Source organism: Staphylococcus sp. URHA0057, assembly GCF_000620265.1.
Lineage (GTDB): Bacteria > Bacillota > Bacilli > Staphylococcales > Staphylococcaceae > Staphylococcus > Staphylococcus pasteuri.
The window spans coordinates 44,264-59,643 of sequence record NZ_KK211097.1 but is presented as its reverse complement, the minus strand read 5'-3'; the positions used below and the strand labels follow the sequence as shown (position 1 = coordinate 59,643).

The 15,380-nt window shown below is 32.8% G+C and carries 13 protein-coding genes and 1 riboswitch; of the genes, 9 read left to right on the top strand and 4 right to left on the bottom strand.

Translation table 11 applies throughout. The features are described 5' to 3' along the window. The first annotated feature begins 142 nt into the window (after positions 1-142). A riboswitch (purine riboswitch) is annotated at positions 143-245 on the top strand. Positions 246-509: 264 nt separating this feature from the next. From xpt to N524_RS0111535, 5 genes are all read left to right on the top strand, one after another. After that, a complete protein-coding gene (xpt, locus tag N524_RS0111555) occupies positions 510-1,088 on the top strand; it encodes a xanthine phosphoribosyltransferase (protein WP_017638440.1) in 579 nt (192 codons plus the stop codon). Then, positions 1,088-2,356: a xanthine permease PbuX gene (gene pbuX, locus N524_RS0111550; RefSeq protein ID WP_017638439.1), complete on the top strand. Its 1,269-nt coding sequence runs from the start codon at positions 1,088-1,090 to the stop codon at positions 2,354-2,356. Before xpt ends, pbuX begins: the two co-directional genes overlap by 1 nt. A gap of 36 nt (positions 2,357-2,392) precedes the next feature. Further along, positions 2,393-3,859, top strand: coding sequence for an IMP dehydrogenase (gene guaB, locus N524_RS0111545; RefSeq protein ID WP_017638438.1), 1,467 nt, complete (start codon positions 2,393-2,395; stop codon positions 3,857-3,859). Positions 3,860-3,884: 25 nt separating this feature from the next. Next, positions 3,885-5,426 (top strand): glutamine-hydrolyzing GMP synthase, encoded by a 1,542-nt coding sequence (guaA, locus tag N524_RS0111540; RefSeq protein ID WP_017638437.1) that lies wholly within the window; start codon positions 3,885-3,887, stop codon positions 5,424-5,426. A gap of 218 nt (positions 5,427-5,644) precedes the next feature. Further along, complete coding sequence (locus N524_RS0111535) at positions 5,645-6,844, top strand: GTP-binding protein (RefSeq protein ID WP_029056578.1); 1,200 nt, start codon at positions 5,645-5,647, stop codon at positions 6,842-6,844. A 103-nt stretch (positions 6,845-6,947) separates the two neighbouring features. Here the strand turns inward: N524_RS0111535 and N524_RS0111530 are convergent, their stop codons facing one another. The 3 genes from N524_RS0111530 to N524_RS13910 form a co-directional block, all read right to left on the bottom strand. Continuing rightward, positions 6,948-7,805: a trypsin-like serine peptidase gene (locus N524_RS0111530; protein WP_029056577.1), complete on the bottom strand. Its 858-nt coding sequence runs from the start codon at positions 7,803-7,805 to the stop codon at positions 6,948-6,950. A gap of 660 nt (positions 7,806-8,465) precedes the next feature. Next, complete coding sequence (locus N524_RS13915; RefSeq protein WP_219906379.1) at positions 8,466-8,534, bottom strand: hypothetical protein; 69 nt, start codon at positions 8,532-8,534, stop codon at positions 8,466-8,468. A gap of 65 nt (positions 8,535-8,599) precedes the next feature. Next, positions 8,600-8,668, bottom strand: coding sequence for a hypothetical protein (locus tag N524_RS13910; RefSeq protein WP_225307062.1), 69 nt, complete (start codon positions 8,666-8,668; stop codon positions 8,600-8,602). Positions 8,669-9,320: 652 nt separating this feature from the next. On the opposite strand from N524_RS13910, the gene N524_RS0111525 reads away from it, so the two are divergent. From N524_RS0111525 to N524_RS0111515, 3 genes are all read left to right on the top strand, one after another. Further along, positions 9,321-10,820 (top strand): NADH dehydrogenase subunit 5, encoded by a 1,500-nt coding sequence (locus tag N524_RS0111525; protein WP_029056576.1) that lies wholly within the window; start codon positions 9,321-9,323, stop codon positions 10,818-10,820. A 14-nt stretch (positions 10,821-10,834) separates the two neighbouring features. Then, positions 10,835-13,411, top strand: a complete 2,577-nt coding sequence (locus tag N524_RS0111520) for a DUF2309 domain-containing protein (protein ID WP_029056575.1) — start codon at positions 10,835-10,837, stop codon at positions 13,409-13,411. 118 nt (positions 13,412-13,529) lie between these two features. Next, on the top strand, positions 13,530-13,901 hold the full coding sequence (locus tag N524_RS0111515) for a DUF2294 domain-containing protein (RefSeq protein WP_029056574.1): 372 nt from the start codon (positions 13,530-13,532) through the stop codon (positions 13,899-13,901). A gap of 53 nt (positions 13,902-13,954) precedes the next feature. Here N524_RS0111515 and N524_RS13305 read toward each other — a convergent pair whose 3' ends face one another. Beyond that, positions 13,955-14,200: a hypothetical protein gene (locus N524_RS13305; protein WP_026083468.1), complete on the bottom strand. Its 246-nt coding sequence runs from the start codon at positions 14,198-14,200 to the stop codon at positions 13,955-13,957. Positions 14,201-14,681: 481 nt separating this feature from the next. Between N524_RS13305 and N524_RS0111510 the strand changes: the two genes are divergently transcribed. Beyond that, the gene (locus N524_RS0111510; RefSeq protein WP_017637014.1) at positions 14,682-15,356 is read left to right on the top strand and encodes a phosphatase PAP2 family protein; all 675 of its coding nucleotides are present in this window, start codon (positions 14,682-14,684) and stop codon (positions 15,354-15,356) included. Positions 15,357-15,380 lie beyond the last annotated feature (24 nt).

The following is a 15,380-nucleotide window of genomic DNA, read 5'->3' as shown; positions in this document are numbered from 1 at the left end:
ATATAATTATATAATTTTACTGATTTATTTACCAAATTTATTTTTAAATTAAAAATCAAAACGCTTTCAGTGAGAACTACTGATAAGACAAGGATGATAGTGTATGATAGATATTGAAAAAGTAGCTGAAATTTGCTATCATCATTAAATAATTTATATGACTCATATAATCTAAAGAATATGGCTTTAGAAGTTTCTACCATGTCGCCTTGAACGACATGACTATGGGTAACAACTCAATACTTAGGAGCAGTTTAAATCGATCAAAATATGAAGGGCTAATGTTAAATGTGTTATTGATATAGGGATTTGTTATGCAATCTTACAAAGGTCCTTTATCTATTTGTATACATTTAATTATCGATTAATTTGACGTATCTACTTCTTTATTTGCTAATTGACGCAATGTATTGCACGTTCCCTCATAGATCCTGAAACTTAATCAAAGTTTGGGGATTTTTTTGTATCAACAAGTCTATGGATTACATAAATTTGAGGAGGTTTTCCGGGTGGAGTCGTTAGGACGTAAAGTAAAAGAAGATGGTGTAGTCATTGATGAAAAGATTTTGAAAGTAGACGGTTTTTTAAATCATCAAATTGACGCAAAGTTAATGCATGAAGTAGGGCAAACATTTTATAATCAGTTTAAAAATGAAGGTATTACTAAAATATTAACTATCGAAGCATCTGGTATTGCACCAGCCATTATGGCTGCTCTTCATTTTGATGTACCATGTTTATTTGCTAAAAAAGCAAAACCTAGTACTTTGAAAGATGGTTTTTATCAAACAGATATCCATTCATTTACTAAAAATAAGACAAGTACAGTTATCGTTTCTGAAGAATTTCTTGGTGAAGATGACACAGTCTTAATTATTGATGATTTCTTAGCTAATGGTGATGCATCACTAGGATTAAACGAAATTGTCAAACAAGCCAATGCTAAAACTGCAGGCGTTGGTATTGTCGTAGAAAAGAGCTTCCAAAATGGTCGTCAAAGACTTGAAGATGAAGGATTGAATGTATCTTCATTATGTAAGGTGGCTTCATTAAAAGGTAATAAAGTGACGCTATTAGGTGAAAATTAATGAAGAATTTTATTCTTAGTATTCAACATTTATTAGCCATGTATGCAGGAGCGATTTTAGTACCGATTATCGTTGGTACTAGTTTGAAATTCACACCAGAAGAGATTGCGTATTTAGTTACAGTTGATATTTTCATGTGTGGTATTGCTACATTCTTACAAGTTAATAAGGTAACAGGTACCGGATTGCCAATCGTCCTAGGGTGTACCTTTACGGCGGTTGCACCTATGATTTTAATCGGTCAGACAAAAGGATTAGGTGTATTATACGGTTCATTATTCCTATCAGGTATCTTAGTGATTATTATAGCGCCATTTTTCTCTCATTTAGTTAAATTCTTCCCACCAGTAGTAACAGGAAGTGTTGTAACAATTATTGGTATCAATCTTATGCCAGTTGCAATGAATTATTTAGCAGGTGGCGAGGGTGCTAAAGACTATGGTAATCCTAAAAATATCATTTTAGGCGGCGTTACACTGATTGTCATTTTAATTCTCCAACGATTTACTAAAGGATTCTTGAAATCAATCGCTATTTTAATAGGGTTGGTTATCGGAACAATTTTAGCAGCTATCTTTGGTATTGTGGATATCAAACAAGTCGGAGAAGCCAATTGGGTTGGTATACCAATGCCATTCCGATTTTCAGGATTTGGATTTGATTTAAGTGCAACGTTAGTATTCTTTATAGTAGCCATTGTAAGTTTAATTGAATCAACAGGTGTCTATCACGCATTAAGTGAGATTACTGGGAAAAAATTAGAAAGAAAAGATTTTCGTAAAGGTTACACTGCGGAAGGTCTAGCTATAGTAATAGGATCTATGTTTAATGCATTCCCATATACTGCTTATTCTCAAAATGTTGGGCTTGTATCTTTATCAGGCGCTAAGAAGAATAAAGTAATTTATGGAATGGTAATCTTATTACTTATTTGCGGATGTATTCCTAAATTAGGTGCTTTAGCTAACATTATTCCATTACCAGTATTAGGTGGTGCTATGATAGCAATGTTTGGTATGGTAATGGCATATGGTGTGAGTATTTTAGGTAAAATTAATTTTGCAAATCAAAATAACTTATTAATTATTGCTGTATCAGTTGGTTTAGGCACAGGAATTAGTGCCGTACCACAAGCATTTAAAGGTTTAGGAGAACAATTTGCATGGTTAACTCAAAATGGAATTGTTTTAGGTGCTATCTCAGCAATTATCCTAAATTTCTTTTTTAATGGTATAAACTATAAACAAAGTGAAGAAAATGTGAAATAATAGAACAAACTATATAATATTGGAGGCTGTTTTTAAATGTGGGAAAATAAGTTTGCTAAAGAGTCATTAACATTCGATGATGTATTATTAATTCCAGCTCAATCAGACGTGTTACCAAGTGATGTTGATTTAAGCGTTCGTTTATCAGATAAAATTCAATTGAACATTCCGATTATTTCTGCTGGTATGGATACAGTTACAGAATCTAAAATGGCAATTGCGATGGCAAGACAAGGTGGACTAGGCGTTATCCATAAAAATATGGGTATCGAAGAGCAAGCTGATGAAGTACAAAAAGTAAAACGTTCAGAAAATGGCGTTATTAGTAATCCGTTCTATTTAACTCCTGATGAAAGTGTTTTTGAAGCAGAAGCTTTAATGGGTAAATATCGTATTTCAGGTGTTCCAATTGTTAACAATAAAACAGATAGAGAATTAGTAGGTATTATTACTAATAGAGATTTACGTTTTATTGAAGACTTTTCTATTAAAATCTCAGATGTAATGACTAAAGAAGACTTAATTACAGCTCCAGTAGGTACAACGTTAGATGAAGCAGAATCAATTTTACAAGAACATAAAATTGAAAAGCTTCCTTTAGTAGAAAATGGCCGTTTAGAAGGACTAATCACAATTAAAGATATTGAAAAGGTATTAGAATTCCCATATGCAGCTAAAGATGCTAATGGTCGTTTATTAGCAGCGGCAGCTATTGGTATTTCTAAAGATACTGATATTAGAGCTGAAAAATTAGTAGAAGCAGGCGTTGATGCACTTGTTATTGATACTGCACATGGTCATTCAAAAGGTGTTATCGAACAAGTTAAACATATCAAAGAAAAATATCCTGACATCACATTAGTTGCTGGTAATGTGGCAACTGCTGAGGCGACTAAAGCACTATTTGAAGCGGGGGCAGATGTAGTTAAAGTTGGTATTGGACCAGGTTCAATCTGTACAACTCGTGTAGTTGCAGGTGTTGGTGTACCACAAATTACAGCTGTTTATGATTGTGCAACTGAAGCACGTAAACAAGGCAAAGCAATTATTGCAGATGGCGGTATTAAATTCTCTGGAGATATCATTAAAGCATTGGCAGCTGGTGGACACGCTGTAATGTTAGGTAGCTTATTAGCAGGAACTGAAGAAAGTCCTGGTGCTACTGAAGTATTCCAAGGTAGACAATACAAAGTATATCGCGGTATGGGATCTCTAGGTGCTATGGAAAAAGGTTCAAATGACCGTTACTTCCAAGAAGATAAAACGCCTAAGAAATTCGTACCAGAAGGTATTGAAGGCCGTACAGCTTATAAAGGACCTTTACAAGATACAGTTTATCAACTTATGGGCGGTGTAAGAGCTGGTATGGGTTATACTGGTTCTGAAAATCTTGAAAAATTACGTGAAGAAGCACAATTCACACGTATGGGACCAGCTGGTTTAGCAGAAAGCCACCCACATAATGTTCAAATCACTAAAGAATCACCAAACTATTCATTCTAATAAGATTTAAAGGAGAACGACAATTATGGAAATGGCGAAAGAGCAAGAGTTAATTCTTGTCTTAGACTTTGGTAGCCAATACAACCAATTAATCACAAGACGTATACGTGAAATGGGTGTATATAGTGAGTTACACGACCATGAAATTTCTATTGAAGAAATTAAACGTATGAATCCAAAAGGTATTATATTATCAGGTGGTCCTAATTCAGTTTATGAAGAAGGTTCATTTACTATCGACCCTGAAATTTATAACTTAGGTATTCCTGTATTAGGTATTTGTTATGGTATGCAATTAACTACTAAATTATTAGGTGGTAAAGTTGAGCGTGCCAATGAACGTGAATATGGTAAAGCAATCATTAATGCGAAATCTGATGAATTATTCTTTGGCTTACCATCAGAACAAACTGTATGGATGAGTCATTCAGATAAAGTGATCGAGATTCCAGAAGGATTTGAAGTTATTGCTGATAGCCCAAGCACAGATTATGCAGCTATCGAAGATAAATCTCGTCGTATTTATGGTGTTCAGTTCCATCCAGAGGTACGTCATACTGAATACGGTAATGATTTATTAAGAAACTTTGTGCGTCGTGTTTGTAATTGTACAGGCGAATGGACAATGGAGAACTTTATTGAAATCGAAATTGAAAAAATTCGTGAACGTGTAGGTGACAGAAAAGTACTATGTGCCATGAGTGGCGGAGTAGACTCATCTGTTGTTGCTGTATTATTACACAAAGCGATTGGTGATCAATTAACTTGTATCTTTGTCGACCATGGTTTACTTCGTAAAGGTGAAGGCGACATGGTTATGGAACAATTTGGTGAAGGTTTCAACATGAATATTATTCGTGTTAATGCACAAGATCGTTTCATGGATAAATTAGCTGGTGTATCAGACCCAGAACAAAAACGTAAAATCATTGGTAATGAATTTGTTTATGTATTTGATGATGAAGCATCTAAGTTAAAAGGCGTAGATTTCTTAGCGCAAGGTACACTTTATACAGATGTAATTGAATCAGGTACTAAAACAGCTCAAACAATTAAATCTCACCATAATGTAGGTGGATTACCTGAAGATATGGAATTTGAATTAATCGAACCAATTAACACGTTGTTTAAAGACGAAGTACGTGCTTTAGGTATCGAGTTAGGTATTCCAGAACATTTAGTATGGAGACAACCATTCCCAGGTCCTGGTTTAGGTATCCGTGTACTTGGTGAAATTACTGAAGATAAATTAGAAATCGTACGTGAATCAGACGCGATATTAAGAGAAGTAGTTAGAGAAGAAGGTCTTGAAAGAGACATTTGGCAATACTTCACTGTACTTCCAGGTATTCAATCTGTGGGTGTTATGGGTGACTATCGTACATACGATCATACAGTAGGAATTCGTGCTGTAACATCAATTGATGGTATGACTAGTGACTTTGCTCGTATCGATTGGGAAGTCTTACAAAAGATTTCAAGCCGTATTGTTAACGAAGTTGACCACGTTAACCGCGTTGTCTACGATATTACTTCTAAGCCACCTAGTACAATAGAGTGGGAATAATAAAATAATTTAAAATTAAGGCTAGAAACCCTATATTAGCGGTTTTTCTAGCCTTTTTATTTTGCTTTGAATAAGCCATGTATAAATTGTTCAATATTTTTAAGGACTGTTTTCGATAATCTTATTTTAAATCTTTATTGATTAATCGGAAATAATCCTATAGAATGTAAAACGTAATAATTACTATTTACATAACAGAAAAAGAAAGGGAGTTTATTATGGCTAAAATTCCAGTAACTGTGTTAAGTGGGTATCTAGGTTCTGGTAAAACAACATTATTGAATCATATTTTACAAAATCGTGAGGGACGACGAATTGCGGTTATTGTTAATGATATGAGCGAAGTGAATATCGACAAAGACTTAGTAGCAGAAGGTGGAGGTTTATCTCGAACTGATGAAAAATTAGTCGAGCTATCAAACGGTTGTATTTGTTGTACGTTGCGCGATGATTTGCTAAAAGAAGTTGAACGTATTGTTAAAAAGGGTGATATTGATCAAATAGTGATTGAATCCACAGGTATTTCTGAACCAGTACCTGTTGCACAGACGTTTTCTTATATCGATGAAGAATTAGGGATTGATTTAACAGCCATTTGTCGATTGGATACAATGGTAACGGTTGTAGATGCTAATCGATTTATTAATGATATTAATTCCGAAGATTTATTAATAGATCGTGATCAAAGTGTAAGTGATGAAGATGAACGTACCATTGCGGATTTACTTATTGACCAAGTAGAGTTTTGCGATGTGATGATTATTAATAAAACAGATTTAGTATCAAAAGATGCATTAAATCGATTAGAACAAATTTTAACGACACTTCAACCTGAAGCGAAAGTGATTAAAACTGTAAATGCTAAGGTTGATTTATCAGAAGTATTAAATACACAACGTTTTGATTTTGAAAAAGCAAGTGAATCTGCGGGCTGGATTAAAGAATTAACAGAAGGGGGCCATGCGGAACATACACCAGAAACCGAGGAATATGGAATTTCTTCATTTGTATATCGACGACAATTACCTTTCCATGCTGAAAGATTTAATGAATGGTTAGAACACATGCCGGAAAATATTGTTAGAGCTAAAGGAATAGTCTGGTTAGCTCAATATAATCAAGTTGCATGTCTATTTTCTCAAGCTGGATCGTCTCAATCGATATATCCAGTAACATACTGGGTAGCGAGTATGCCGCGTGCAAAACAGGAAATGATTTTAGAAGAAAGACCTGATGTTGCAGAAGAATGGGATTTAGAATATGGAGATCGTCATACACAATTTGTTATTATCGGTACAAATTTGAATCAAGAGCAAATCATTAAAGATTTAGATCAATGTTTAATCAATAGTAATGAAATTGATGCAGATTGGTCACAATTGTCAGACCCGTATCATTGGACGATTACATCCCAATAATTTAGATTTTAAAAAATAAAGTTTCACGTGAAAACTACATATAAAAAAGATACTCCCTTGTACTACTTATAAAGTAACAGTAGTACAAGAGCGTACCTTTAAATTATTTAATATTATCTTTTACAAATTTACCGGCTTTTCCTTTAAATGATTCTCCGCCAGCCATTTCTTGTTTGGCATATTTATCTGTAGAATTATTCCATAAATTATAACCATAAGTACGAAGACCATAAATTTTTGAATATTTCCCATCTAACATAGGAGAACCAGAAGCACCAGCTCTGAAAATATCTTTTGTCATAATTTCAGTACCATTTGCTGAAAATTGGACGAATCTTAATTTACTAAAATAAGCTTTAGTATTGTCGCCATTTTGCCATGGATATCCTAATGAATATAATGGTGTATTAAATTTTAATCCTTTGATTTCCTTGTCAGTTGCTAATCGTATTGGCTTAACATATTTAGACATTTTCTCTTTGGTATGAACAACAGCTATATCATAACCTGATAATTTTTTTACATCAGAGGCATGGAATTTATAAGGAATATGCTTCCCATCTCGGTTCATTGCGAATGAGATATATTTCGCTGAAGCGGCTTTCCCATTTTTATCATCAATAACATGAGCATTTGTAACAAACGTATGATCTCCGATAACTGTACCTGTGCCCATTGAATCTTTGCCTTTACCTTTATGGCCATTCATATTAGAAACTCGACCAATTGCTTTTAAATTATTTTTATTAGCTTTTGTATAATGTTCAATACTGATTGAGTTTTTACTTATTTTCTTAGCTTTGGGATAAGCTTGTTGGTCAGATGGAGAATTTAATCCATCACGGTAGTAATGATCTGTTTCAGCATGCGCTTGTTGAGAAAATGTTGCAGTGGCTGTCAACGCAATTGTAGTGATCATGACACTGCTAATAATCGTTTTTATTGGTTTGAAATATGACAAAATAGAAGTCCCCTTTGTTTTTTAAAGTTGATACGAAATTTTAAAGAAAGTCAAAATAAAATAATGATTATTGTAAATTTATTATCATCAATCAGTTTCATTATATGTGAAATAAGTTGTATTACAATAGAAAATCTAAAATTTATAGTAATTGATTAATTAATAATAATAAATATGTAAAATGTAACAATAATAGCAATAATATAAATTGCTAATTACTGCATAAAATAAAACAACGACTTTTCGAATCATAAAAATGTTGCTTTAAAGAATAATTCACTAAATATCTATATCTTTTCTTATATAAATGTGATATTTTTTATTGTAACAAAGAAATCATTTTATCCGATTACATCTAGCTCTCATGTAGAGTTAGATGTTTTTTAATGACACAATCAATAGGAACGAATGAGATGGACATATTATATCTAATAAGGTGTAAACTGTTTGAACCGTTCATTTCCGTATTATTGTAATGCAAACTAAAAGAGGCGAGACCTAATGTCTCGCCTCTTTTATATATTTATTGTCTTTATTTGAAAAAGCCAATGATAGTTTTGATGATTGAAATGATGCTTGTAACGATTTCCATTGATAGTCCTCCTTTTCAATCAGAATGAGTTATTTATTGGGTTAGTGCAATTTTTGAATAATATTAGATTATTTATTGCCTTTTACAAGATCGATGATTGTTTTCACTAAAGAAACGATACCTGAAATAATACTCATGTAAAGCCCTCCCTTTTAAATGGATTAGTGTTATTTAAATACATATAATCGTCATTAAAGACGAATTATTTATTACCTTTTACAAGGTCGATGATTGTTTTTACTAAAGAAACAATGCCTGAGATGATTTCCATTATAATTACCTCCCTTGTTTGACTTGTTAAATACATTGTAACGAGATAAAGGGTGGTTTATGACGAAATTTCCTAACTTGTATTTTGAAGGTCATAACTGGGCGTTTTCATTGAATAACTCACAGAATTTCATGCCAAAGTGTATTAACTATTAAATGCCTTTACAAAAGCTTTACATGGCTGTTTTGAAGTTGTAAAGATATTGAATTTTCATATAAAATTAGCGTCCTTATTGGTATGAGATTTGACATAGTTAATATCATCGACTATATTAATATTAATATGCTCAAAAGTAGAATTAAGCTTTAGCTAGCGATGATTGCTATAAAATTATAGTGTTTATCGAGAGTGAAAGAATAGTTGGCTTTTGACCGGACACAGAAAATTAAAAAGGTAGCTTTTTAAAAGGAAATAACATCATTCTAAGATTAAAATACATACGTAGATTTAAAATGCGAGGAAAATGAAAAGTTAAGTCGACTTTTTCACAAGGAGTAAAGACCGCTAACTTATTTAAAATTCAAGTCGTAATGTTGATGATATTTCAAGTTGAAATGAAGCCTATAGTAGCATGTTTCTCATAATTCAGAGTGTGGGATATTGTCTATTGTAGGCTTTTTATAGTACGTAAATTTAAACAGAGGAGGTATCGATGTTAAGTATGAATGCACTCTTAATTGTGTTCCTTATCACTTTACTCATTGCTATGTTGAGTGGTTTAGTATTTTTATCTGCTAAAGTTCCCACTCAATATATTAAGATACATATGTATATACTTGTCTTACCTATCATTGTAGGACTGATTGGATTATTTTCAACGACAAATCAACTTATCATTGGCCCTTTTAAATTAGATAAATTGGCTTGGTTAATGGGAAGTTTCATTTTAATATTAGGTTTTATTATCCAAAAGTTTTGTGTTCGTTATTTGCTTGGAGATAAAAATTATCGTCAATATTTCCCATTATTCACTTTGATTACCGTTTTTGCATCTGTTGCATGGTTAAGTGGTGATTTAAGATTTATGGTTGTAAGTTGGGGCGCAACATTATTATGCCTTACGTTATTAATTAGAGTTAATCGTTTCTGGAAAGTACCACATGAGGCTGCTAAAATTTCTGCTAAATTATTTTTAATTGGATGGCTAGCATTAGTTGTAGCTGTTGGTTTGTTATATATTTTTACAGGTCATTGGTATATTGATGAAGTAGCAGTTGATTATAGTCATTTATCTTTTGGTATGAAATTAATTATAGATTTATGTATTGTACTTGCTGTAATTATTCCCGCAGCACAGTTTCCTTTCCAAAGTTGGTTAATTGAATCTGTTGCAGCACCGACACCTGTATCAGCTATTATGCATGCCGGAATAGTCAATGCTGGTGGGATTATATTAACAAGATTCGCACCTGTATTTGATAATGCAATAGCGATTACAGTTTTATTGTTGATTGCGAGTGTCTCAGTGTTACTTGGTTCAGGAATCAGTTTGGTTCATGTCGACTATAAAAGACAACTTGTAGGATCTACAATGAGTCAAATGGGCTTTATGCTTGTTCAATGTGCATTAGGTGCATATTCGGCAGCTATTATTCATCTTGTGTTACACGGCGTATTTAAAGCAACATTATTTTTACAATCTGGATCTGTAGTTGGCAGATTTAATATACCAACGCCACCTAGTGCTAAAAGATCATATGGATGGATCTTGTTAGGTCGACTATTGGCGTTAGTGATTGCAGTGCTATTTTGGATGAATAGTGATCATAGCGCTTATGAGCTAATTAGCTCGCTTATACTAGCATGGTCGTTAATGGTGTCATGGAATCAACTAGTTGCCTTTAGTAAGACGATTATGGGTAAAGTGGTTGGTGTTTGTATGATTATTATTGTTGCTGTAGTTTATATTGTGACGCATCATTTCTTTAAATATTTATTAAGCACAGTGGATATTAGTGTGACGCATCCACCGATTATAAGTAGCATTATAAGCATTGCTATCTTAGTATTTGGAAGTGTATTTAGTATTTGGGTATCACGACATCGTAACTCGCATGCATTTGCTGTATTGTATTTATGGTTAGTTAAATTGGGTGAGGCGAAATCAGCTTCAGTTGAAAGCCATCCAACATATTTGAAAAAGTATTTATAAAAGGGTGAAAAACTATGGTTAATTCACAACAAAATAACAATATCGAAATGATTGTCTCTGAGGCTAAGCGTATCATTACACCGTTATCACCAATTTCTATTTTTGCTGCGAGAAATCCTTGGGAAGGTTTGGAAGGACAAACATTTAACGAAATAGCTACATGGCTAAAAGATATAAGAGATGTCGATATTTATCCTAATTATAGAGCGATTGAAAATGCTGTACAACATGGTGAGATAGATGAAGAAATCTTTGAAACATTATTAAATGAAGCGATTCAATCGTCTAATATCAAAGTAGAAACCGAATTTGAAAAAAGTTATATAGATAACATTAAACATATTGAACCAATTTCAGATGATCTTTTAAATACTACTATGCGTCATCGTATCTTTGAAACTTTACCTAAGGTTTCAAACAGAGATGTAAATCAAGATTTATACCGACCTAAGAGTGCGGATAGTGTTAATGCAAAAGGTGAACGATTAATTGATGAGGTAGATATGCATATGATTAAGTGGTCTAAACTGTATTTAGACCAGTTTCAATCTAGTTGGACTATGCCTAAGAGAGAGCAAGGCTTTTATACTGCATGGTTACATTTAGCACAACATGATCCTAATCTGTCTAAACAAGCAAGACAACTTGTTCGTCAGTGTGCATCTACTTCACACGAAATGATTAGCCAAGTATTAACAGATTTGAATATTCAAAGTGCAGACTGGCAAGCTTATATAGAAGGACAGTTGTTAGCTTTACCAGGTTGGGCTGGGATGATGTATTATAGAGCAGAAGAAAATGAATCAGAGCGTCAACTCTTAACAGATTACATAGCAATAAGATTAGCCACTGAATATATTTTATTATCAACAACTAAAGAACAATACAACGTGTCTAATATTTATCACTATAAAGACGTAGATTTAGTTATAGCATTAATGTTTTATGGTCATTTATCACTTGAAGAGTGGGATCAATTATCTAAAGAAGATAAAATAAGATACTTAGATTTTGCGAGAACATATCATAGACAGTATTTCCAAAAATTATGGCTTGATGCATGGGAAGAAACACATGAACGTGATTTAGTAGATACAATTTATGAGTCGTCAAATTCAGATAGTGAACCACAAAAGACACAAGCCCAGTTAGCGTTTTGTATCGATGTCCGTTCTGAACCGTTTCGTCGTCATCTCGAAGGAGAAGGCCCATTTGAAACAATAGGTATTGCCGGTTTCTTTGGTTTACCTATTAAAAAAGAAGTTATTGACGCACAATTCGATCATGAATCTTTACCTGTCATGGTACCACCAGCGTACAAAATTCAAGAATACGCAGATCGCCATAAATTAGAATATTATCAGCAACAACAACATACAATTACATCAATGCTTTATACGTTTAAATTAATGAAACATAATGTTCTACCTAGTCTATTATTACCAGAATTAAGTGGGCCATTTTTAAGTCTAAATACCATTGCCAATACGTTAATACCAACAAATGCAAGACAATTTGCGCATCGGTTCACTAAAAAATGGCTTAACAAACCTGAAACAAAGTTAACCATTGATAGAGAGCATCATGTATATTCAGAACTTCCTATTGGTTTAACGGAAGAAGAGCAAGTTCAATTTAGTAAACAAGCACTACAATTAATGGATTTAACGAAAGATTTTGCTCCACTTGTCGTATTAGGTGGACACGGTAGTGAATCTCATAATAATCCTTATCATTCTTCACTAGAGTGTGGTGCTTGTGGAGGGGCTTCAAGTGGATTTAATGCTAAATTGTTAGCGATGTTATGCAATATGTCTTCTGTAAGAGAAGCACTGAAACAAGATAACATTAATATTCCTGATGAAACTGTCTTTGTTGCGGCAGAACATAAGACCTCAGTAGATAAGTTGGAATGGATATATGTCCCAGAATTAACAGAAAGTGCACAACAAGCGTTTGATTTAATAGAATCTCTTATGCCACAAGTAAGTTATAAAGCTAATTTAGAACGTTTGGCAAACTTGCCTAACTTAAATAAAGAGCATAAAGATCCAGTAGCAGCAGCATATCAATATGCGAGTGATTGGAGCGAGATAAGACCCGAATGGGGGTTAGCTAAAAATGCTGAGTTTGTTATTGGTAAACGTTCAATTACTGAAAATAGTAATTTAGAAGCGCGAGCATTCTTGCATAATTATGATTGGACACAGGATCAAGATGGTCATTTACTCAATACAATTATTTCTGGACCAGCACTAGTTGCACAATGGATTAACCTACAATATTATGCTTCAACTGTAGCACCACATTACTATGGTAGTGGTAATAAGAGAACTCAATCAGTCACATCTGGACTTGGTGTCATGCAAGGTAACTCTAGTGACTTAATGTACGGTTTGCCTTGGCAATCAGTAATGGCTCAAGATAACGAAATTTACCATTCGCCAATACGTTTATTAGTCGTTATTCAAGCACCTGATACGCATATTCAACGTTTATTAGCAGATAATCAAAAATTCGCTCAAAAAGTTGATAACGGATGGGTACGTTTAGCAAGTATTGATGAAAATCATAGTTGGAAAGATTGGTAAATGTAAATATAGATAGCTTACTTAAGAGATAACAATTGGTTATGGCGTTTTTGATGTTATTTTCGAATAATATGGAAAATGTTAAACTATATGTAATCAATAATTAGGAGTCGTCTATATGAAAAAGTCTAAAGGTGTATATGAAGCTGAAATTAGTAAAGCGATCACTCAATGGGAAAAGGATTATTTAGGAAGAGGTTCTTTATCTGTTAAAACTGACATACTAAGAGATATGGTGATTATCAATTTGCAAGGAATATTAACACCTGCAGAATATCGCGTTTGTGAGACGAATGAAGGTTTATTGAATATTAAACGCACAAGATCTGAATTAGTTGAATCGGGTCAAAATGATCTTAATAACATTATTCATCAAATTACAGGAATTGAAGTAGTCAGTTTTCATAGCGATTTAAGTACCGTTACAGGTGAACGTGTGATTGTCTTTAAATTAAAAGACAACTTTGAAAAATTAATCAACCAAGCTTGATTTATATAGGAACAGTATGATTTTACGTTAATAGACAAAGGTCATACTGTTTTTTATTTTAAATATAATAAGTACATCACGTAAACATAAAGTCTATAAATGATACCTAATAAATTCGGAAAAATAATCATAGATGCTAGTAATTTATCACCTTTGAAACCGACAATACATAAAATAATAGGTATCATATAGAGAATGAATAACCAATATAATAGTGTGTCAAATGAGGGATGAATAGGTAAGAAAAAGCGAAATAATGTAATTAACAAGGCACAATAGATTAATATTATTTTGCTCATAAAGGATACCTTTCTAACTATCAAACATAAATGGGTACAGTTGAATGATTACAGTACTTATATTTGAATACGTTTTTAACGTGTGATAGCTATATTTTTAGATTTTTATTATTATTATTTCAATTATACAATAATTTATATGCAAAAGGTATGAGAATTCAAAGGCACTATAGTCATTTAATATCAATTATAAATGGTATCTCAACCTCACTTTAAGCGATTGAATCGTATATAATACATGTAATGGTTGAAAGCACAAAAAATATCATTAACGAAATATAATGAATATAGGTCAAAATAATCGACGTTTAAATAATGGTACAAACGATGGCTTAGTCCAAGAGATTTTGATGGACACAGTTATCAAATAGCAAATCTAACATAATTAAAATCCGACATAAGGCCGAGCCCAACATATGGTCATTTTGTATATGATATAAGAGTTAAGTAACTAAAGTTTGTAAGAGATAGAGGAGATTATATGATAAACAACAAAATAACGACAGGAAAATTTACCATTCCTTTATTTTTGATCAGTGTGTGCTTGTTTATATTTGTTGCATTGCGTATTACTCATGAAGGCGCATTTTTAAAAACACTTGATTTAAAGTCATTACATTGGCTTACTCAGGAATTTGGTACACCACATCGAAATTTTGAAGGTAATTGGTTCAATCATTATATGACATTTTCTGCCACTATAGGCGACGTCAGTGGTGTAATTATTATGTCACTTATTATTACAGTAGTTTTAATGTTTAGATATAAACATATTGCTTTATGGTTTATTTTAACGATTTTAAGTGGCACATTAATGAACATATTAATCAAAATGACAATAGAACGTACAAGACCGTTTAATCATTTAGTCGTTGATAAAGGATATTCATTCCCTAGTGGTCATTCTAATGCCAGTACGCTATTATTTGTAACAATGATTTTTGTGATTATACCAGTAGTTCGCCATGCTATATTGAGGTACGCAATGCTCGTTATTGCGATCATATTGTGGTTAAGTATATTATTTTGTAGATTATACTTTCATGCGCACTACCTTACAGACGTCATTGGTGGTGTCACATTAGCATTGGCCTGGATCGCACTATGGCTTGCTGTATATCCATTGTTTAAAAAATTAAAGTTAAAAGGCAAATAGTTAATGTCTTTTTAAAAGTGATAT